Here is a 20,270-nt window from a genome sequence, read left to right as displayed (position 1 = left end):
ATTCGCTAACTTCTGGTCGATTCATTCGTGCATCAATCTTTTTTAGCAAACACTATTTGGTTATTCAAGCTTTCTTCGGTATGTTGAGGTACCAATATGTTGACTAAAGTGCAGGATTGAGTCTATGAAAAAATTACAGTCCGATTGGTTTACGCAAAATTGGCTTGATGCCGAGTACCAGAAATATGTCTTGATGGCATACTTACAGGCCGTCCGACAGAACTTTACAGAAAACAAACTTTGCCCCGATTTGCCGGATCTACGAAATCACTACGAGGCTGGCGTGCGCTTTTCGCGGGGCAAAGGTACGTTAAATGCCGCGTTTCCCAAGCGTGCAGAGCGAGTTACCGGACCACCGCCCCGAATTGAATACAAATCTGAGGTAACGGACGATGAGTTCATGAACGAGATCGACACGATCATGAATTTTGCGCTGCCCCGCTTTCAGACGATGCTGACAGAAGGGCAGCAGCAGTGGGCTGACATTGCGGGTTCGTTGACGCTGTCGCCGGTTGGTTTGCTGCCACTACGACCCGAAGAAGGCTACTTATTTCTGCAAGCCACTAATCAGGCCGAGACGCAGATTTACTATTTCTGCCTGACGCTTTATTCTGAACAGGAGCCAGGTGGCCGTCTGGTTCGTTTTCAATTTATAGAAGCAATTCGCCGAAGTTTTGTCAACACCGTTGAAAATATCAAACTCGATCTAATCCGGCGGCATCGGCATCTGCCTAATCCGGCAACATTCATCCTGGAAAGTCAGCGGACGTATCCGGTTCAGGAAACGCTTTTGCCCATTGCCCGTCAGTTGCTGGCGCAAGCGGTAGCCTAGTAACACCGACTCGTTTGCTGCCAAATAAAAACGGCTCTGGTAGACATGCTACCAGAGCCGTTTTAACAAAGTCTTTTTGTTTTATTTCTGTGGCGTCAGTGCAGACGTTGACGCGCCTGGTGTAGCGGCACCCGGTACCGCCTGGCTTGGTGCTGCACCCGCTGCCGGACTTGGCGTAGGCGCTGCGGAGCCAGGAAGTGTTTGGGTTTGAGCGCGATCTACGTTAACGCTGTTGATTCCACCGGCCTGGTTCCGATCAACCATGATGTAGGAAGCCAGGGATAATACCATTACGCCGATGCCAAGGCCCCAGGTGATTTGCTCCAACAGGTCAGTCGTTTTCTTGACGCCCATAAGCTGATTAGAACCTAGTCCGCCAAATTCACCGGCTAAGCCACCACCTTTTGAGTTCTGAATGAGTACAATCAAAATCAACAGGACGGTGAGGATACAAATGATGACAATAGTTGCCGTTATCATGAATGTTTAGTTATCACCGGAAGGCCGGTGCGTTTATCAGTAAAGAGTTATTTCAATGAATAAGAGTGGATTTATGAGTCGCTTGATTCGCTGGCTGCACTCGATAGTTCACTGATTTTTGCCGCAAAGTACGCTTTTTTCTCTGGATTTTTCACTATTAACTGTTCATAGATTTCGCGTGCCTTGTCAAGTTTACCTTGTTTTGCCAAGATTTTAGCGAAACTTTCCGTAACCAGACCGCCACCAGTAGGTTTGCTCCGCTTCGTTAAGTCTTCCTGATCAACGGGTTCGTTGATTTTGGCGCGTACGGGCGAAATGCGTGGCTCCTTCTTGATAAAGTCTTCGATCAGATCAAACTGGCGTTTGCGTTCGAGATCAACCGGGGCGGGGGCCGGCTCGACCGCTACTGGTTCGGCAATCTGAGCAAGGTCCTTTTGCAGGGCCGTCTCGGTAAGTGTTGGGTCTTCGGGGGTTGGAATTGTTTCGTTTTCGGACTGCGCTGGTTCGGGCAGACGGATCAGAGGCATCTTGGGAAATCCGCCACTAAGACCTGCTTTTGACTTGAACAAAGCATAGCTTTCCTGCTGGTAATCCTCCGGAATGGGGACGTGCTTGGTCGAGAGTTCGTTTAATTTGGTCAGCAGATTCTCCGACCACTGAAACTCATTGTCGATCAATTTGCGCAGCGCATTACGGCTCAAGGCGTGAGCGGCTGCCTGCCGGGTAAAAGGAACTGTCTGACCTTTGAGGTGAATGGAAGCCGCTTTTGCCGTCAGCGTGTGTAACGCCTGGCAGTACGGGTAGGTTTGCAGGCTTTCCTGCAACTGGACGAAGTCGGTCGAAGACAGGTCATCCGGATGCGTGACCCAGTAGGAAAACGTTTCTTTGTCGATTGGCAGCATATTAATTCGTGTGTTACGGTTGGTCAAAAGTAAGTACGGATGGTAAGTTACGAATGATAAACCTCGATAAATTTTACCGGTCGACGCTCATCATTCATACCCGACGCTTACCAGTCGGCAGCTGTCTTATTAAAAATATCCAGAACGATCTGATCCAGAATCTTTGGTATTAAACGGCTTTCGTTTTGGCTAAGCGTCTGATTCTGCGGGAAATCCTGGTAGAACGAAAACGACTGCTCAAAGTTTTTGCTTTCGTCTTTGTTGTTGTAGAACCGGGCCAGCACGGTGATTTGGAGCCGGTTGACGCCCGCCTGGTCCTGCGCTGTTGGGGCAACTGCCAGCAGGTCATAGCCGGTTATGTTTCCTTCCAGCACCATGTCGCCATTGTTGGGAACTACCTTAAGATTCGTGTACCGCTGGTAATATTCTTTCAGTCGTTCGTTAAAGGTCAGCGGCAAATTGGCCGGGCCACCGGCGGTGGCTAACACAAAATTGTTGACGGTCACTGTCTTGATGTCCGGCGACAGCGTCGTACCTGTAAACGAGTACACACCACAGCTGGTCGTGAACAGTGAACAGCCGACAACCAGCAGTAACCCGAGCCAATGCCTGCCGGATAGCCTGCCTAGGCTTACTGCTGGCCGCTGACTGGTCGCTGCTGGCTGACGTTTATTCTTCATCAATTTCATACTGCTTGATTTTGCGGTATAACGTTCGTTCGGAAATACCCAGTGCCTGCGCTGCGTATTTGCGTTTATTGTTGTTCCGCCGTAAGGCTTTTAGAATCATTTCTTTTTCCTGCCGTTCGAGCGAAAGCGAATCGTCTTCTTCGGTTTCGTGCGTGACATCCTCAACCGTCACGTCATTAATGTCCCGGTCTACGTCATCGAAGAGCTGCACCGGCGGATGCGTACCATACGTTTCCGAGGGCGGTGGACTGTCAGGCCGAGTCGAACCGTTGACAGCCGGTAAGAAACGCGTTACGCTTGTTTCGGCTGGTGGATGGTCTGCGTCGGACTGAATCGAATCGAACAGATCTTTGTGGTTATTCAGAATTTGCCGGCCATCCTGTTCATTACCCAGCACATCGCGAACCAGCTTTTTGAGATCATTCACGTCCCGGCGCATATCGAACAAGACCTTATAGAGCAACTCGCGCTCGGAAAAATTGTCTGCTCCAGACGTGCCTTGCGCTTGCGGAAACAAGGCCAGCGTGCGGTTACTTGGCTGCTGCTGAGGCAGGTATTTGTTCAACGTTTCGGCTTCAATCGGTTTGTTTTGCTCCGATTCGAGGATCGATACCTGTTCCGCAATGTTCTTTAGCTGCCGGATATTGCCCGGAAAAGGAAAGCTCATGAGCAGTTGCTTGGCTCCCTCTGTTAGCTGAAGGGGTCTGATGCGATAGCGCTCTGCAAAATCGGTTGTGAACTTCCGGAACAGTAACTCAATGTCAGTACCGCGTTCGCGCAGGGGAGGGACGAAGATCGGGACGGTATTCAGTCGGTAATATAAATCCTCGCGAAAATTCCCTTTGTCAACGGCGTCCATCAAGTTAACGTTGGTTGCCGCCACGACGCGTACGTCGGTTTTCTGCGTTTTGGAGGAACCTACGCGGATGAACTCGCCATTTTCCAGCACCCGAAGCAAACGAGCCTGGGTGCCGAGCGGCATTTCGCCAATTTCGTCGAGAAAGATAGTCCCCCCGTTGGTTGTCTCAAAGTAACCTTTCCGGGAATCGACAGCACCGGTAAAGGACCCTTTTTCGTGACCAAACAGCTCCGAGTCAATCGTACCTTCTGGAATAGCTCCGCAGTTAATGGCAATGAATTGACCGTGCTTGCGGGCGCTCAGGCTGTGAATGATTTTAGAAAACGATTCTTTACCACTACCGCTCTCGCCCGTAATCAGTACGGTCAGGTCGGTGGCTGCAACCTGCATCGCTACATTGATGGCGTAGTTGAGGGCGGGCGCATTACCGATTATACCGAAGCGTTGTTTAACGCTTTGAATTTCTTGATTGTTCATGCGTAGGGCATTTGTCGTTATTATTCGTCTGCAACGGTCATTTGTTGGGCCTATTTGCCAAACGGCAACGAATCACAGGAACGACAATTAACGACTAACTACTTCTCCCAGCAGGGTAGCCGAGGTGCATTCGGTAACCAGCACGTCGACGTACTGTCCTTTGGCCAGGTTTCCTTTCGGGAAAACAACCATTTTGTTCTGGTCATTGCGGCCACACAGGAAATCGTCCGAGCGCTTGGACGTTCCTTCGATCAGTACGCGCTGCACCTGACCGATGTGCCGCTGGTTGCGGATGGTAGAGTGTTCCAGCTGCTTGGCAATGATCTCATTTAGCCGACGCTTTTTGACGTCTTCCGGAATGTCGTCGGTGTATTTCTTCGCGGCCAGCGTACCGGGCCGTTCCGAATAAGCGAACATGTACGCGTAGTCGTACCGAACGTAGTCCATCAACGACAGTGATTCCTGGTGTTCAGCCTCGTCTTCGGTGCAGAAACCCGAGATCATATCGGTCGAAATGCCACAATCTTCGCCCAAAATCTCCCGAATGCGGTTGATTTTTCCGATATACCAGGGACGGTCGTAGGTCCGGTTCATGATCTTCAGCACCCGGCTGTTGCCGCTTTGGGCAGGCAAATGAATGTACTTGCAGATGTTATCGTACTTCGCCATCGTGTACAACACATCGTCAGTGATATCCTTAGGGTGGGAAGTCGAAAAACGGACGCGCAAATCGGGATGGATAAGCGCCACCATTTCAAGCAGATTGGCAAACGTGACAACCGGCTCGGATTCACCCTGCCATTTATAGGAATCGACGTTCTGACCGAGTAGCGTCACTTCCCGGTAGCCCTGATCAAATAAATCCTGCGCTTCTCGAACGACACTGTGGGCATCCCGGCTCCGCTCGCGACCCCGCGTGAAGGGCACGACGCAGAAGCTACACATGTTGTCGCAGCCCCGCATGATCGAAACGAATGCCGTTACGCCATTGGAATTCAGGCGAATCGGCGAAATGTCGGCGTAGGTTTCTTCGCGCGACAAAAACACGTTAACTGCTTTTTGACCCGATTCCGCTTCCTCAACCAGTTTCGGAATATCCCGATACGCGTCAGGACCAGCGACGATGTCGACGACCTTTTCTTCTTCCAGAAGTTTAGTTTTCAGCCGTTCGGCCATGCAACCGAGCATGCCGACGAGCAGCTCTGGTTTCTGGCGTTTCAAGCCCGTGAGGTGCTTCAGGCGATTCCGAACCTTCTGCTCGGCATTCTCCCGGATAGCGCAGGTATTTAGAAAAATCAGATCAGCATCTTCGGCGGAAGAGGTGGTGGCAAAACCGGCATTGCGCATGACGGCGGCTACAATCTCACTGTCCGCAAAATTCATCTGGCAACCATAGCTTTCGATGTACAGGCGTTTTTTACCGACTGCCAGCTCATCTTCCAGCGTGCGGGGCAGATCAATGGCTTCCTTATCAGCAGGTTGTAATATTGTTAGTTCGGGAATAAGCGTCATAAGTGTCAGTAAGTCAGTATATTGATGGAAATCAAGATGATGGAGCATCACATTGCGTGCTTCCGATCTCATCAACTGAGTTACAAAATTACAAAGAATGCCGCAAAGATGCTGTCATTTTGGCAGGATTTACCCGTTAAATTCTCTTAAACTGGTATGGTCGGTAATCAGAACGGATAGCCAATACCAAAATTGATGACCAGCGGATTTGGGCCGCTCGACAGTTGTTTCAAGGAGAACTTGGGTAAGATGAATCGTTCGTCACGACCGCCGTCCTTGATATCGTTCAGGTATTGTCTGGCCGGGTCCCAAACTTTGATCCCACCGTCAAAGCGGACGACAAAGAAAGAAAAGTCGAATCGTAGTCCGACACCGGTTCCAACGGCAATTTGCGGTACGAACGTGTTTAGCCGGAACACGGACCCCGGTCGGCTGTTGTTTAATGTCCAGACATTGCCTGCGTCAACAAAAATGGCTCCGTTGACATCTGCAAAGAGATGAAACAGCCGTCCTCGTAACTCGGCTGATCCTTCCAGCAAAATATTGCCCGGTTGTTCGAAAAGATAAACGAACTGGCCTGATTGTGTAACGTCTGGGAAGTTTGGATTACTGGAGAAGGGAAAAGCGGCTCCCGGTCCTAACCGGCGTGGTAGCCAGGCCCGTACACTGTTACTACCACCCGCAAAAAACAGTTTCTCGTAAGGAACCCCATTGGTAGGACCATACCCGTACACGAGTCCAGTATTAACCCGGAAAGCCAGCGTGGTACGTGAACGGATGGGATAGTAATGTCGGTAATCGACATTAAGTCGTAAATATTTATAATACTGTAAACCAGCCTGTTGTCCGTTGATGTCTCGCAAGCTGAAAAGCTGACGCAGTTGCTGATCCGAAAAGAAATTTAAGGTCGTTCCTCCCGACTCAACAACGGTACGCAGGAAATTAGCCCGCCGATTTTGGCCGACAGTATTGGTGTTATAGGTGTAGGCAAGGCTAATGCCCGAAGCAAACGACCGTCTGAAACCTAAATAAATTGTACTACCTAACCTGAATAGTGAATCGACTTGCTCATAAAAGCTGTTACTAACGAGTGGGTCAGTACCAGCGCCAGCATTGATCAGATTGATGTCAGCAATTAGAAAATTAAATTGCTTAGTCGGCGAAATCTGCCAGTTGTAAGCCATCGATGCCCGCAATAAGGATCGACGGAAATCGGGCCGAAAGGAATTATTGTAACTTATACTTAGCTGGGTTCTAGGATTATAAGTATTGAATAAAAACCGTAAACGACTTGGAAAGATAATCTGAGGAAAGATCAATGAACTGCTTATGCCCAGTTCCTGAGAGGAATACACTTGTCGTTCACTAATGGCTTTGGGCAAGAAGCCGGTTTGTGCTTCGAAACCGTAGCGAATGCTGGTTTCAAACGTTTCAAGGCCACCAAACAAATTACGGACCCGGAACGTCAGGTTACCAAACCCACCGGGATAACCTTGACCTTGGTACAGAACCGTTACCCCGCTCTCCGCAGTAGCTTCGTATTTGTCTAACGGAGTAGCAGTGACGAGCGCCCGCAAGCGTCGATTGGTGGTATCGATGAAATTCAGGTTGACAAATTTGAATTGGTTCAGCAGAAACAACGACCGTTGCGTTTCGCGGTAATTTGTCTGGCTGTAGAGTTCGCCGGGGCGAATCCGTATCTTACTGTCTAATATCCGGGAAGAGATATTGCGACCACCCAATAAGTAGGTAATACCATTCCGCTTAACCGTGTCCAGTTCGGTTGACACAACGGGTGACTGCTGCTCGTCGGGGCTGATCCGCACTTCTACGTCGCCAATCCGATAAATAGGATGAGCCGACTGGCCGGGTGGGTTCAGAATTCGTAGGTAAACGTCAATGTTTCGGCGTAGGGTGTCCGCCGTGGGCAACCGCTCAGTGCTGCGTCGGGTCGTATCCAGATCGGTTACGGGAATGTACTGACGCGAAAAAGTATAATAGCCCTGATCGCGCAGGAGCGACTCAATGCGCACTTTTTCGCCCGAAATATTGTCGAGATCAAACCGATCGCCCGATTTTAATTTTGACACATTGAGCGAGCTGCGCACCAGCGAATCGACGCGTGGGTCGTCAATTTCATACCGCACCGTTCGCAGGTAAAAGCCCGCATTTTCGGTGATCAGGTAGTTAACGCGAATCTGCCGTCGGCGTAGTGTATCCAGTTTGTAGGCGGTTCGGGCGTGGAAAAATCCTTTATCCGACAGATACTTTTGCATTTTAGCCGCGTTCGTCTGCGCATCGCGTTCTGCGAAGTACGAAGGCGGTTCACCCAGATTACGCATCAGCCAGTTTCCTTCTTCGGCCTTCAGGCGTAGTTTTTTAGCTTGACGGCTGAAACGCCGGTTTAGTTTCTTCAGCGCTTTGGGCTGGTTGGCCAATTGCTGGCTTTGCTGTTCAAATTCATTAGTTTTGGCCTGTAGCTCGCGCAACACCGCTTCGCGGTTGTAGGAGTGCAGACCCAGCTGATAAAACCAAAGGGGCGGTGTGATGGGTAAGCCCAGCGTACGGCGGTTGGGGCGCTGGGGAATAAGGCTCTCGAGTTGTTCGCGCGTGATCGTGCGGTTTCCTTTGACCGTTTGCGCGGTGAGCAGGTACTGATCGCCCTGTAACTTTTTAGAACTTAAACAGCCTGACAGTGCGACTGTCAGCATACATACGATAACGACGGACTTATGATGTAGGATGCATAATGTACGGCCCGCCAGCCAATCATACATCATACAGCGCACACCATCTATTTTTTTCATGCTTTCCAAAAATCAAATCAAATACATTCAGTCGCTACATCAGAAAAAATACCGTCAGCAGCATGGCGCTTTTCTGGTCGAAGGAGCCAAGAGCGTGCAGGAAGTGCTGCAATCTGATTTTCAGGTCGACCTGCTGGTGGCGACCGAAGCATTCTACAAAGAAAACACTCGACTGACAGACCGCCAACGAACGCCGGTCGAAATTGCGTCAGTGGCTGACCTGGAGCGAACGGGGACCCTCGAAAGCAACAACGCGGCTCTGGCTGTCGTCAGAACGAAAGAAAACCGTCCGCTATTGGCTGGACCCGACGAAATCGCGCTGATTCTGGATGATATCCGTGATCCGGGCAATCTGGGCACCATCATCCGCATTGCCGATTGGTACGGCATCCGTAAAATCATTTGCTCCGAAACAACCGCTGACGTGTACAATCCGAAAGTGATTTCGGCCAGTAAGGGTTCCTTCACGCGGGTGAACTGGTGGTACGGTGATATTGAGCAGTTTTTGAAACAGTCGGCTAAGGGGCAGATCGTGTACGGTGCATTTCTGGGTGGCGACGATGTGCATGCACTCGCTTTCAGTAAGTCGGGCTATCTGGTTATGGGCAACGAGTCGAATGGGATCAGTCCTGAGATCGGGCAGTACGTTACCAAGCGGGTAACCATCCCGCGCTACGGCGAAGCCGAATCATTGAACGTGGGTATTGCCACGGCAGTGTTGCTCGATAACTGGCGCCGTAGCCTTACATAAACGAACTCATGGCCGATTCATTCGCTAGTTCTTCGGCATGTTCTTTTCCGAGGTAACGGTCGATGAAGTAATGCGCTACGTACAACAAAGGCGTCAGTACGATGGCTGACGTTGCTTTGTAGATATAATTGATGATGCCTACTGCTAGTACCTGCGTCAGCGACCAGTTGCCGAAAACATAGAACGCTATACCCAGCACAACGAACGAGTCAACGAGCTGTGAAACAAGCGTAGAACCGGTAGCCCGAAGCCAGATTTTCTGGCTTCCTGTGATTTTGCGCAACGAATGGAATACGTACACATCCAGAATCTGACCAACCAGAAAAGCAGTCAACGAACCAATGATAATGCCTAGTCCCTGGCGAAAAATCATCTGAAAAGCGTTGTCAATGTTGATAGGGTTTCCGGCTCCGTCTTTCGCGTTCACGTCAAGCCAGAATTGCGCCGGAGGAAGGTTCGTAACCGCGTAGATAATCAGAAAGCTGTAGCCTACAAAACCTGCCGTCAGAAACGAAATTCGCCGGACGCCCGCTTTACCAAAATACTCGTTAATAATGTCGGAGGTGATAAAGACAAACGGCCAGATGATAGCCCCGGCGGTAAGATTAAAGTCCAGTACGAAATTGTCAAACAGATGAATTTGTGCGGGCCGGGTACCCAGTAACGTCTCAACCGAAAAGATTTTGACGCCGATTATTTCCGCAATCAGGGCGTTGGTCAGGAAAACAGCGCTTAGGAAGATGTAAAGATTCGTGCGTTTATTGGTGAACGAGTGGGAAGGCATGTCACTAAAAAATTTACGGTTTTCGTTCGCAGGCTATAGCTCTGTCAGAAAGAACAACAAGCTACAAATTTTTATCTATTTTCGCTTGTATACGCCCGCTGTTGCCGTTTTTTCGTAGCGGCTAGCCAGGGCCGGGGCGCGTTGAAACAATTTATCGATCACGTTTTCCCGATCAATGATGTAGTCGGGTGGGTCTTTTCGAAAATGATCGAATACGTTGATAACCGATTCGTAGTTATCCAGATTTTTCAGATCATACTTAGCCAGATCCCAGTTGAGGTAAGGTGTCGCCGGGCGATTTTCCCGATATGCGCTTAAGTCTTCGCCGATAATTAAAATATGCTGATTCCGAATGTTATCCGGAAGGGGCGAAGGGCGTACCTGTAAACTACTCAATCGGCCTAATTCGACGCCCGGAATAATTCCGAGAAGACCTTGGTAAAACAAGAGGAGAATCAGACCAAAAGCCACCGAGAAACCCAGTTCAGCGAGCCATTGTTTGCGAATATTTTCAAAGTAATAAATGGCAAAATAAGCCATCGGTGGCACAAAACTCAGGAAAGACATGGGAGCCAGGAACGGCATGAGCGCAATCGTCAGAAACGCCGTAACGAACCAGACCATCATGATCTGCTGAACGCGCTGCTGAAAGTTGACGTAGCGGCTTGTGCTACTGAATAAGCTAAGAAAACCCAGTACACCCAGACCCAGTGGAATAAACAACGAAGCAAACAGGGACTGAAAGTCGGACAGCGAATATTGCCGAACCCGGAATACAGACGCCAGCAGGTTGCGGTTAAAATCGTCCAGGCTGTTGTTGAGATAATAAAACAGCACGGTAGCCGCAATTGGGAACAGAAAGCCAAACAACGCCAGCGAGTGCTGCCGAAAACTTGCTCCCGTGTAGAAAAGAAGTGACAGGGAGGCCCAAATTATAAACAGCGCTGATGGGAGATAAAATAAAGCCGCAATGCCAATGTAAAAACCGACTTCAAAAACCTCGTCGGTAGCGCCCCGGCGTTCCATTTGTTTAATGAGCGTGCCGAAAGCAAGCAACAGAAAGCTGGTGGACATCAGCACGGGCGAAAGCGTCAGGCAATCGAAGGACAGGTGCAGAAACAGCATGTAGATCAGGCCCGGCCAGAACGAGCGGTCGGGATACACATCGCGGTTGTTGGTCAGGTAGTTGAAATACACAATCTGGAATACCGAAACCACCGTAGCCGCCACGTGGAGTGCCAGAGTGGACCGGCCAAACAGCGTGTGCAAACCCCAGTAAACCACTGCCGACAGGGGGCTGATACTATCCCAGATGTCGCGGTAGAGCAGATTCCCTTCACCAATCTGTTCGCCCACCAACAGCCAGTTTAGCTCTGGTATCAACAAAGGAAACGGGTGCAGTAACAGCGGCAGACGAATCAGTAACAGTAAACCGAGCAGGCTTACGTATTGATACGGAAAGTAAGAGCGAAAAAAACGTAACAAAACAGTCGGTAATTCAGTATGTTGGTGGTGAGCAGGCGCATGAATTCAAGCGACAAAGAGCCTGAATTGACCCACTCAGGCGCGAACTCACCCTGCGAATTTACGGTCAATTTCGGCAGAACCGAAAAAGGTACGGATATTTGCGGTCCGGGAGTCCAGTTGAGTTGCCGGATTGTTCGCGAATAAACAGGTAGTGGGCTTATATGTAAACGGAAAACTATTCGATCAGTTGCCCGTTCAACTAGATACCCAGGTAAGATAGTATGGAATCAAAACGACAACAGAAAGTATCCAGGCAGTTGCAGAAAGATTTAAGTGAAATTTTTCAGCGTGAGGTGCCGCATTTGTTCAATGGGGCCTTTATTACGGTCACCAGTGTGCGCATATCGCCGGATTTGAGCGTAGCGCGCGTGTACCTGAGCTTCCTGGCTACGAAGAATAAGCAAGTGCTGCTGGAAAGCATTCAGGAAAAAGGTAAAATTATTCGTCAGCATCTCGGCGAACGGGTTCGCCATCAGTTGCGCATTGTTCCTGATCTCAGTTTCTTCATGGACGATACGGCTGAATACGCCGACAAGATGGACAAACTATTCGCTGGTCTCGATATTCCGCCCGCACCAGAGGAGGATGAAGACGAAGAGTAAGCGAATTGGGCGTGAGTGAATGAGCGAATAATCGATCAGCGCTATTCACTCATTCACTTACCCACTCATTCACCCGTAGTATATGAACCTCCCCGCCTGGATCGCCCGACGCTATTTTTTTTCCCGCAAGAAACGCAGCTTTATCAGCTGGCTGTCTATTCTGTCTATGCTGGGCGTAGGCGTTGGAACGATGGCACTGGTTGTTGTCCTTTCCGTCTTCAACGGGATGGATGAGCTGAACCGCCAGATTTTTAAAACGTTTGAAGCCGACATGACCGTCTCGCCCAAGGAAGGGAAACGGTTCTTGGCATCGCCGGAACTCTTGAATCGGTTGCGTCAGACGACAGGCGTTAGCCTACTGACTACTGTAGCGCAGGATAATGCTCTGGCCCGTTACGCCAACGGACAAACCGTTGTCCGGCTTAAAGGGGTTGATGATAGCTATCTACAACGAAAACAGCTCGATTCGGCCTTACTCGAAGGACGGTTGCGGCTCCGCGATCAGGGCGTCAACTACGCGATCGTGGCCGACGGGGTTCGCAATGACCTGAGTATTTCGGCGGTTGATATCCTGACACCGCTGGAAATCCTGTACCCGCAAAGTGGTCAATCGTTTAGTGTGCTCAATCCGGATGCATTCAACCGGGAAGCTTTGACGGTCTCGGGCGTGTTTTTTATTGAATCGAAGTACGACAACTTCGTGCTGATTCCGGTCAATGTGGCGCGGTCGTTGTTAGGGTACGGGCCCAACGAAGTAACTAGCCTTGAGATTCAGTTAAAGCCCGGTACGGATGAAAATGCGGCTAAACAGGCATTGCAGGCGATTGTAGGCGAAAAGTTGCTGGTCCAGAGTCGCGATGACCTGAACGTTGATCTATACCGGACGATTCGGATCGAAAAGCTTCTGGTTGCGATCACACTCTCATTTATCATTCTGGTGGCATCCATCAACATCTTTTTTACGCTGTCGATGCTGGTTATCGAAAAGAAAGAAGATATCCGAATTCTTTACGCGATGGGGGCCACGACGGGGCTGGTACGCCGAATTTTCATGACCGAAGGAGCGATCATTGCGCTGACGGGGGCTTTTACCGGTCTGGTACTCGGCATTGTCATCTGTCTTGCGCAGGAACGATACGGATTTATCGGCATGGGGACTGTCAGTTCGATAATCGACGCCTATCCTGTTCGGCTTGATACCAGCGACCTTGTGCTGGTAAGTGTGTTGGTCATCCTCGTTACGTTTTTAACCTCGTGGTTTCCAGCGCAACGAGCGGCTAGTGTGAAATAGACCGAAAAAACGAGTAAGGCCCTATTCACCGAATAGGGCCTTACTCGTTTTTGGCGCTGAAAACAAACATTTTTTGTCATCCCGACGCCAGGAGGAATCTTCGAAAAAGGACTAAACACCTGTTCCCGAAGATTCCTCCTGGCGTCGGAATGACAAAAGCACATTTCTTGTATAAAAACCTAAAATAGCTTTAAGGCTTATTGGAAAAGGTCGTTGTTCCTTCGGCTACGGTTATGACGTACGCTTTGCCGCCCTCGCGCTCAATTGCTTCGGCAACCTTTTCGGGATGTTCAGGGGCGTACGCAAACATGCAGCCTCCTCCACCTGATCCGTTGATTTTGCCGCCTAATGCACCCGCTGCGAGTGCTGCGTCGAGCATACGGTCGATCTTTGGCGTGCTGATCCGCTGGGCATCGCGCAAATTAGTCTGGTGCTGGGTTAAGAGCTGCCCGAACCGGATGTGATCGATACTTGCCGATGTAGCGGAGGCATCCAAAACGGTTAGGGCTTCGCGAAGAATGTCCCGATTCTCCAGATTTCCTTTTAGCAAAATATATTCATCTTTGGTCAATATATCCTTGAACTCAGCCGCTTCGGTAAGTGTAGCCTCGTGCAGCGAAAAGGCGGGATTTACCGTTTTAAGCCTCTTGATGATATCGAGCATACCAAACTTGACCCGTGACAGAATACCAATTGTATCTTTCGGCTCCTGTGAGTCGCCCAATACGAACGTGCCAAGCATCGGGTGAAATTTACGAAGGGCGATTTTGGGTGTCGATTCCAGGTAGATAACGTCACCAACGGCGGTTGAGTAATGGTCCATCATACCACCTGGTTCCCCAAATTCAAGTACTTCGGCTACGTAAGCCAGTTCCGCCAGTCGCTCCTGCGGTAGCTGACGAGGTTCGTCAGCCAGTTGCGTGAGTACGTTCAGCCAGGTTACGAGCAGGGCCGACGAACTAGAGGTACCGGAGTTGATGGGAATATTGCCATGCACTTCGCCATCAATACCCTTGGAGAATTGAAATCCTTCGCGCAAAAGTATGTTGACCGCCGACCGAAAGTAATCCCGACTATTGGGATAAGCCAGTTCGGTACCATCAAACGGAATAGCAACGGTCGCATTAATGTCCGGTAGATTCAGTCGGAAGCCGGGATTATCGACCTGCTTCGCCTGAATCTGAATACGTCGGGAAATTGCAGCGGCAATCACCGGTAAACCCAGGTAATCCTGATGTTCGCCAAACAGGCAGATACGACCTGGTGTTGAAGCCGTCAGCGTCGACGCGACAGGGGTAGAGTCAATCGTGGGCATTACCAGCTTGTTTTCTTGTAGCCTACGGTAGCGTAGTACAGGATGAAACCAAACAAAGGCAATAGCATGGCATACGCCATTTTCGGGCTAATAGCATCCGTGAGGTAACCGTGCACCAGTGGCAGCAACGCACCGCCTGAGATGCCCATAATCAGCAAGGCCGATCCAATTTTGGTAAACCGACCTAAGCGGTTGAGAGCCAGCGGCCAAAGAGCGGGCCAGATCGGAGCCAGGCCAAAACCAAGCAAGGCTACGCAAAGTACCGACGTGAAGCCACTGGTTACCAGCGTTGCCGTTGTTAAGACGAGTCCGTAGATGGCTCCGAATCGCAGGGATGTCTGCTGAGAGATAACCCGTGGAATCAGCACAATACCCAGCACATAGCCAGCCAATAAACCATACAGGGTGTAGGTCGTGAAGTACTTCGCCTGATCGTTGTCAAAGCCAATGGCTTTACCATAGTTGATAATGGTATCACCGGCAATTACCTCCGCGCCAACGTAACAAAATAAGGCGATAACGCCCAAGACAAGGTTGGGGAACTGGCCTACGCTCGTGTGTGACGTAACATCGGCGGGTGCATCATCCTGCTCTTCCGATACTTCGGGTAGGCTCGAAAAGCGGATCAGCCCGGCTAGAACGACCAGAACACCCGTTAAAATCAGGTAAGGAGAAACTACTTTTTCCAGAGAAGCTGCACCGGCAACGGCATTGCCGCTGGTTAACAATAACCCACCGAAAATAATCTGGCTGATAATTCCGGCCAGTTTATTGGCAATACCCAGGAAGCTGATGCGCTGGGCCGCACTTTCGCGGGGACCAAGAATGGTCGCGTAGGGATTCGAAGCCGTTTGCAGCACCGTCAGGCCGATGCCGATCAGGAAAAGACCAACCAGAAACAACGGGTACGAAACCGATTTAGCCGCCGGAACAAAGATCAACGTACCAACCGCCATGACCAGCAATCCTAATGACATACCGTTCTTGAAGCCGGTTTTTTTCAGCAGAGCCGACGACGGAATGGCCATAAGCGTGTACGAAATAAAAAACGCAAAGGCCACTAGGTTCGAGCCGACCGTACTCAGATTAAACGCCTGCTTAAAAAAAGCGATAAGCACACTGTTGACCCAGGTGACGAAGCCAAAAATAAAAAACAAAGCGCCGATGATGATCAGCGGGATGGTGTAATTGGGACGAACCTGCGGAGGGGTGGCAGTTGGTGTCATGAGAAAGAGTCGCTTAGAAATGGAAAGAGCGCGCGATTGGTATATTTTAAATTTTTTTACAAATTAAGAATAGAAATTCGTTTCGTCGCTCAGAAGCTACCTAAAATTGGTCGTTAAGCCCGAAAATAGGTTTGTTCGTCTTCCACTTACCCCGCGTAAAATCAGGAATTTCAACGGGTTTACTGCCGCCCGCGATGCTTTCCTCCGACAGTGGGCTGATCGCGCTCCAGACGGCTGCATCGTACACGTCAATCGGCGGAGGAGTTTTGGTTTTGACGGATTCGATAAACGCCCGCATCACAAAAAAGTCGATACCACCGTGTCCGGCATTCTCGGCGGTTTGCGCGTGCCGTTTCCAGAGAGGGTGATCGTATTTTTCCTGATACGCAGCAAACGGCTCCCAGGTGTGAGCTTTAGGGCTGACGCCTTCCAGATAAATCATGTCGTTGTCGTCCATCCAGATGCCCTGCGTACCCTGCGCCCGGAATCCCAGCGAATAGGGGCGGGGCGAGTTGGTATCGTGAATAATAACGATATTTTCACCGTTGGCGCATTCGACAACCGTGGTAACCACGTCACCGAGTTTAAAATTGACTTTAGCGTTGGGGTGGTTGGCCCCGCCTTTATCGACGACGTATTTGTGCAAACCCCGGCTTTTGGTAGCGGTACTAGTCAGGTGCGTAAAGCGGTTCCCCCGGTTGATATTCAGCCAGTGAGCTACCGGTCCCAGCCCGTGCGTTGGGTAGATATCGCCGTTGCGATCCACCGAGTGTTGCGTACGCCAGTGTGCTTCCGAATAACCTTTAGCGCCGAACTCAACCCCACCGCCGTAGGCTTGTTTGCCATTGTTGAATTTTACCTCGCGTAGGTCGTGTTGGTAGCCGCAGTGCGCGTAGGTCATTTCGCCGAACATCCCTTGCCGGACCATGTTTAGGATCGCCAGTACGTCGCGTCGGTAGCAGACGTTTTCCAGAATCATGCAGGGGACCCCGGTTTTCTCCGATGTATCCACCAAATCCCACGACTCTTTCAGCTTCACGGTGGCCGATACTTCCACGCCCGCGTATTTCCCGGCTTTCATCGTCGCCACCGCCATCGGTACGTGCCATTCCCAGGGCGTTGCGATGATAACACCGTCGAGATCATCGCGCTTAAGCATCTGCAAAAACGCTTCATCGCCTTTCGAATACGCTTCGGGTAGTGGTTTGCCTTTCTTCTTGAAAATCTCGTTGGTCAGGGCAATGCTGTTCGGGTCAACATCACAAATGGCCGGAATGACCACGTCGTCGCGGTACATGGCCTGCTCCACATGACTACGTCCCCGAAGCCCGACGCCAATAAAGCCTAATCGAACTTTGGTATCGGCAGGCTTTGCACCGGTTAAGATGGATGGAAAAACCGTAGCCGCTGTGCCCGTTAACGCAGCGGTTTTGATAAATTGACGGCGGGTAGGCGTAAGATTCATGCAAAAGCAGTTTTTAGAACGGGAAAGATAAGGAATTCGGCTAAAATACGGACAGGATTGGCCCAATGAACGGAATGGATCGTCAAAAAATCCGGTTCGTTGGGCCAATCCTGTCTGCTAAAGAAGTTTATTTCGTTTAAAAATTCCACCAGACCGACCGTGGATAGCTCGCGTTGACGACTACCGGCTCACCGATTTGGGGCGTTGTTATGGGCAGGGCTTTTTCGGATGCCCGCGTTACAAGTCGTTGAATCGGCTCGTTCCAGGCGTGATAAGCCAGCGAGAACTTAGCCCAGTGAACCGGTAAAAGCGTTTTGGCGCGTAAATCCTCGGCCGCCGTAACAACCTCTTCGGGAAACATGTGAATGTTGGGCCAGTCTTTACCGTATTGACCGCATTCGAGAATAGCCAGGTCGAACGGACCGTACTTGTCGCCGATTTCTTTAAAGTGCGTACCGTAGCCCGAATCTCCACCCAGAAACAAGGTGTAGCCGTGCAGATTAAGCACATAGGACGACCAGAGTGTTTTGCCCCGGGCAAGGCTCCGGCCCGAAAAGTGTCGTGCCGGAACCGCCGTCAGTTGAATGTCACTCGCTACTTGTTTGCCTTCCCACCAGTCGAATTCGACAATGCGGTCGGCTGGAACGCCCCACCGTTCGAGGTGTGCGCCTACACCCAGCGCGGTGTAAAATTTCTTGACCTTAGGGATCAGTTCCGTGATCGTTTTGTAGTCGAGGTGGTCGTAGTGGTCGTGCGAAATGACCAGCATATCAATGTCGGGCATGTCGTCTACCCGGTACACATCCGAACCAGCGAATGATTTTCCGAAAAACGACACGGGCGACGCGTAGCCACTAAAAACCGGATCGACCAGTACGGTGGTACCGTTTGCTTTGATGAGGTACGAAGAATGCCCAAACCAAACGACGGTCGGTTTATCGTCGGCAAGTGACTTTAAATCGGTTTTAACGGAAGGCAGCGGCTGGGGCGGGGTATTGAACTTGTCTTTGTGGAAATAATCGTTCATCATTTGCCAGTAAGACCCGTCCTCGCGCATGACTGCTGTCGGTTCGAGGTTTTCAAAGACCCCGTTTTGGTAGTTTTTTGATTGCTTGATGCGCTCCAGACGAGTCGTGGCCGGGTCGCTGCCGAAGACGTCCTGTCGTAAAAAAAGAAAAGTGGAACCCGTGGCAATAGCAAGTATAAGAGCGAGTGTGATCATGGCGGTTTGTACGCGTTTCATGGTACGTCAACGGTAGCAATACGAGCCCGGTTCCGCAGAATGACGAGCGGAACAATACCGTGATGACAGGTGTTATGAAGGCGAATAGGGGGCTTTTTAGGTTGAATGTTTCGTTAAAACGGTCGAACAATTTTAAAAAACACCCTGTTACGAAGCAGAATAGCACACTGAGGAGTGTACTGGCTACACGCTCCGCCGTCTGCCTGTGTTGTACACAAACTTTGTAACGACAGGTTGATCGAATCCTGGTTTCGATTTTCTTTTTATGGATACACAACGGGCCAATGCCCCACGGGTTGCGGTGTTTCGCAAGGAACATTTCAACGCGGCTCATCGTCTGCACAATCCAAACTGGTCGGATGAGAAAAACACCCGCGTCTACGGTAAATGCAATAACCCCAATTATCATGGTCACAATTACGAGCTGATTATACAAGTTACGGGCCCGATTGATCCCGAGACGGGTTATGTGATTGACATGAAGTACCTGGGTGATCTCATCAAAGAACACGTTACGGAGCGCTTCGATCACAAAAACCTCAACCTCGACACCGAAGAGTTTGCCGACCTGAATCCTTCGGCCGAAAACATTGCCATCGTTATTTATACCATTTTACGCAATCAGCTAAGCGAGGGCTTAGATCTTAAAATCAGACTGTATGAAACTGAACGGAACTTCGTCGAGTACCCCGCTTAATGGCGCGAGTGCCAACCAGCAAGAGGGAGTGCACACGAATGGATATAGTCGTCACGAAAATTATTCCGCCACGGCAGATCAGGACGAACTCGTCGATGAAATTGGTGACGCGCACGGTGCTTCGTCCGTTGATACGCCTATGCGTCCCGATGCGTTTGACCTGGATGACGAGCTGAAAGTCGATCTGATCGAAGAGCATTTTCGGGAGATTATGAACATTCTGGGCCTTGACCTGACCGACGACAGCCTGAAGGGGTCGCCACGGCGCGTGGCCAAGATGTACGTGAAAGAAATTTTCCGGGGACTGAATCCGGCCAACAAACCCGCTCCGACGCTGTTCGACAACAAGTTTCGGTACAACGAGATGCTGGTCGAGAAAGATATTACCGTTCAGACCTATTGCGAACACCATTTTGTCCCGATCATCGGTAAAGCGCACGTAGCTTACATTTCCAGCGGTAAAGTAATCGGTTTGTCGAAGCTCAACCGCATTGTCGAGTATTTCTGCAAACGCCCTCAGGTGCAGGAACGGCTGACGGTACAAATTGCCGACGAGCTGAAAAAAATACTTGAAACAGAAGACGTTGCCGTGATCATCGACGCCAAACACCTGTGCGTATCGACGCGTGGGGTGCACGATGTCAACTCATCGACGGTTACGGCATCGTACAACGGGAAGTTTTCCGAAGAAGCGACCAAGCAGGAACTGCTGCGCTACGTAACGCAACCCAGTGTAACGATTTAAGACTGCATACAAACAAAGTGTCCGGGCGGGGTGGTGTCAGGTTTGAGAACCTGACACCACCCCGCC

The 20,270-nt window shown here is 50.4% G+C and carries 19 protein-coding genes; 7 read left to right on the top strand and 12 right to left on the bottom strand.

Annotation, left to right across the window (positions count from 1 at the left end; genetic code table 11):
• Positions 1-124: 124 nt before the first annotated feature.
• On the top strand, positions 125-832 hold the full coding sequence (locus M0L20_RS20200; protein WP_248478753.1) for a hypothetical protein: 708 nt from the start codon (positions 125-127) through the stop codon (positions 830-832).
• A gap of 81 nt (positions 833-913) precedes the next feature.
• On the opposite strand, the gene secG is transcribed toward M0L20_RS20200, so the two are convergent.
• The 6 genes from secG to tamL form a co-directional block, all read right to left on the bottom strand.
• Positions 914-1,312 carry a preprotein translocase subunit SecG gene (gene secG, locus M0L20_RS20195; RefSeq protein ID WP_232558401.1) on the bottom strand — a complete coding sequence of 133 codons (399 nt, stop codon included), beginning with the start codon at positions 1,310-1,312 and terminating at the stop codon, positions 914-916.
• Between the two features lie 71 nt (positions 1,313-1,383).
• A complete protein-coding gene (locus tag M0L20_RS20190) occupies positions 1,384-2,214 on the bottom strand; it encodes a DUF8458 domain-containing protein (protein ID WP_232558400.1) in 831 nt (276 codons plus the stop codon).
• A gap of 107 nt (positions 2,215-2,321) precedes the next feature.
• A complete protein-coding gene (lptE, locus tag M0L20_RS20185; protein ID WP_232558399.1) occupies positions 2,322-2,894 on the bottom strand; it encodes an LPS assembly lipoprotein LptE in 573 nt (190 codons plus the stop codon).
• Complete coding sequence (locus M0L20_RS20180; RefSeq protein WP_248478752.1) at positions 2,884-4,239, bottom strand: sigma-54 interaction domain-containing protein; 1,356 nt, start codon at positions 4,237-4,239, stop codon at positions 2,884-2,886. Before M0L20_RS20180 ends, lptE begins: the two co-directional genes overlap by 11 nt.
• Before the next feature lie 87 nt (positions 4,240-4,326).
• A complete protein-coding gene (miaB, locus tag M0L20_RS20175) occupies positions 4,327-5,751 on the bottom strand; it encodes a tRNA (N6-isopentenyl adenosine(37)-C2)-methylthiotransferase MiaB (RefSeq protein ID WP_248479162.1) in 1,425 nt (474 codons plus the stop codon).
• 167 nt (positions 5,752-5,918) lie between these two features.
• Positions 5,919-8,558, bottom strand: coding sequence for a translocation and assembly module lipoprotein TamL (gene tamL, locus M0L20_RS20170; RefSeq protein WP_248478751.1), 2,640 nt, complete (start codon positions 8,556-8,558; stop codon positions 5,919-5,921).
• On the opposite strand from tamL, the gene M0L20_RS20165 reads away from it, so the two are divergent.
• A complete protein-coding gene (locus M0L20_RS20165; protein ID WP_232558396.1) occupies positions 8,557-9,309 on the top strand; it encodes a TrmH family RNA methyltransferase in 753 nt (250 codons plus the stop codon). The two genes, tamL and M0L20_RS20165, sit on opposite strands and share 2 nt — an antisense overlap.
• Here M0L20_RS20165 and M0L20_RS20160 read toward each other — a convergent pair.
• Positions 9,302-10,093, bottom strand: a complete 792-nt coding sequence (locus M0L20_RS20160; RefSeq protein WP_232558395.1) for a queuosine precursor transporter — start codon at positions 10,091-10,093, stop codon at positions 9,302-9,304. The genes M0L20_RS20165 and M0L20_RS20160 overlap by 8 nt on opposite strands.
• A gap of 75 nt (positions 10,094-10,168) precedes the next feature.
• Entirely contained in the window at positions 10,169-11,578 is a 1,410-nt protein-coding gene (locus M0L20_RS20155; RefSeq protein WP_248478749.1) for a hypothetical protein, read from the bottom strand.
• Positions 11,579-11,617: 39 nt separating this feature from the next.
• On the opposite strand from M0L20_RS20155, the gene M0L20_RS20150 reads away from it, so the two are divergent.
• The 3 genes from M0L20_RS20150 to M0L20_RS20140 all read left to right on the top strand — a co-directional run bounded on the left by M0L20_RS20150 (position 11,618) and on the right by M0L20_RS20140 (position 13,513).
• On the top strand, positions 11,618-11,764 hold the full coding sequence (locus M0L20_RS20150; RefSeq protein ID WP_232558393.1) for a hypothetical protein: 147 nt from the start codon (positions 11,618-11,620) through the stop codon (positions 11,762-11,764).
• Between the two features lie 77 nt (positions 11,765-11,841).
• Positions 11,842-12,222 (top strand): 30S ribosome-binding factor RbfA, encoded by a 381-nt coding sequence (gene rbfA / locus M0L20_RS20145; protein WP_248478747.1) that lies wholly within the window; start codon positions 11,842-11,844, stop codon positions 12,220-12,222.
• A gap of 82 nt (positions 12,223-12,304) precedes the next feature.
• A complete protein-coding gene (locus M0L20_RS20140; protein ID WP_248478745.1) occupies positions 12,305-13,513 on the top strand; it encodes an ABC transporter permease in 1,209 nt (402 codons plus the stop codon).
• A gap of 190 nt (positions 13,514-13,703) precedes the next feature.
• Here the strand turns inward: M0L20_RS20140 and M0L20_RS20135 are convergent, their stop codons facing one another.
• The 4 genes from M0L20_RS20135 to M0L20_RS20120 form a co-directional block, all read right to left on the bottom strand.
• Positions 13,704-14,828, bottom strand: a complete 1,125-nt coding sequence (locus tag M0L20_RS20135) for a GHMP family kinase ATP-binding protein (RefSeq protein WP_248478743.1) — start codon at positions 14,826-14,828, stop codon at positions 13,704-13,706.
• Positions 14,828-16,054, bottom strand: coding sequence for a sugar MFS transporter (locus M0L20_RS20130; RefSeq protein WP_248478741.1), 1,227 nt, complete (start codon positions 16,052-16,054; stop codon positions 14,828-14,830). The genes M0L20_RS20135 and M0L20_RS20130 overlap by 1 nt, the downstream gene beginning before the upstream one ends.
• 100 nt (positions 16,055-16,154) lie before the next feature.
• The gene (locus tag M0L20_RS20125) at positions 16,155-17,519 is read right to left on the bottom strand and encodes a Gfo/Idh/MocA family protein (RefSeq protein WP_248478739.1); all 1,365 of its coding nucleotides are present in this window, start codon (positions 17,517-17,519) and stop codon (positions 16,155-16,157) included.
• A gap of 136 nt (positions 17,520-17,655) precedes the next feature.
• Complete coding sequence (locus M0L20_RS20120; RefSeq protein WP_248478738.1) at positions 17,656-18,762, bottom strand: MBL fold metallo-hydrolase; 1,107 nt, start codon at positions 18,760-18,762, stop codon at positions 17,656-17,658.
• A gap of 265 nt (positions 18,763-19,027) precedes the next feature.
• Here M0L20_RS20120 and M0L20_RS20115 point away from each other — a divergent pair, with 265 nt between their 5' ends.
• Positions 19,028-19,459 carry a 6-pyruvoyl trahydropterin synthase family protein gene (locus M0L20_RS20115; RefSeq protein WP_232558386.1) on the top strand — a complete coding sequence of 144 codons (432 nt, stop codon included), beginning with the start codon at positions 19,028-19,030 and terminating at the stop codon, positions 19,457-19,459.
• Entirely contained in the window at positions 19,422-20,204 is a 783-nt protein-coding gene (folE, locus tag M0L20_RS20110; RefSeq protein ID WP_248478737.1) for a GTP cyclohydrolase I FolE, read from the top strand. Before M0L20_RS20115 ends, folE begins: the two co-directional genes overlap by 38 nt.
• The last annotated feature ends 66 nt before the right edge of the window (positions 20,205-20,270 follow it).

Origin of the sequence: Spirosoma liriopis, from assembly GCF_023196085.1 — a bacterium.
GTDB lineage: Bacteria > Bacteroidota > Bacteroidia > Cytophagales > Spirosomataceae > Spirosoma > Spirosoma oryzicola.
Note: the sequence above shows the minus strand (reverse complement) of the source record. Positions and strands in the feature narration are given on the sequence as shown.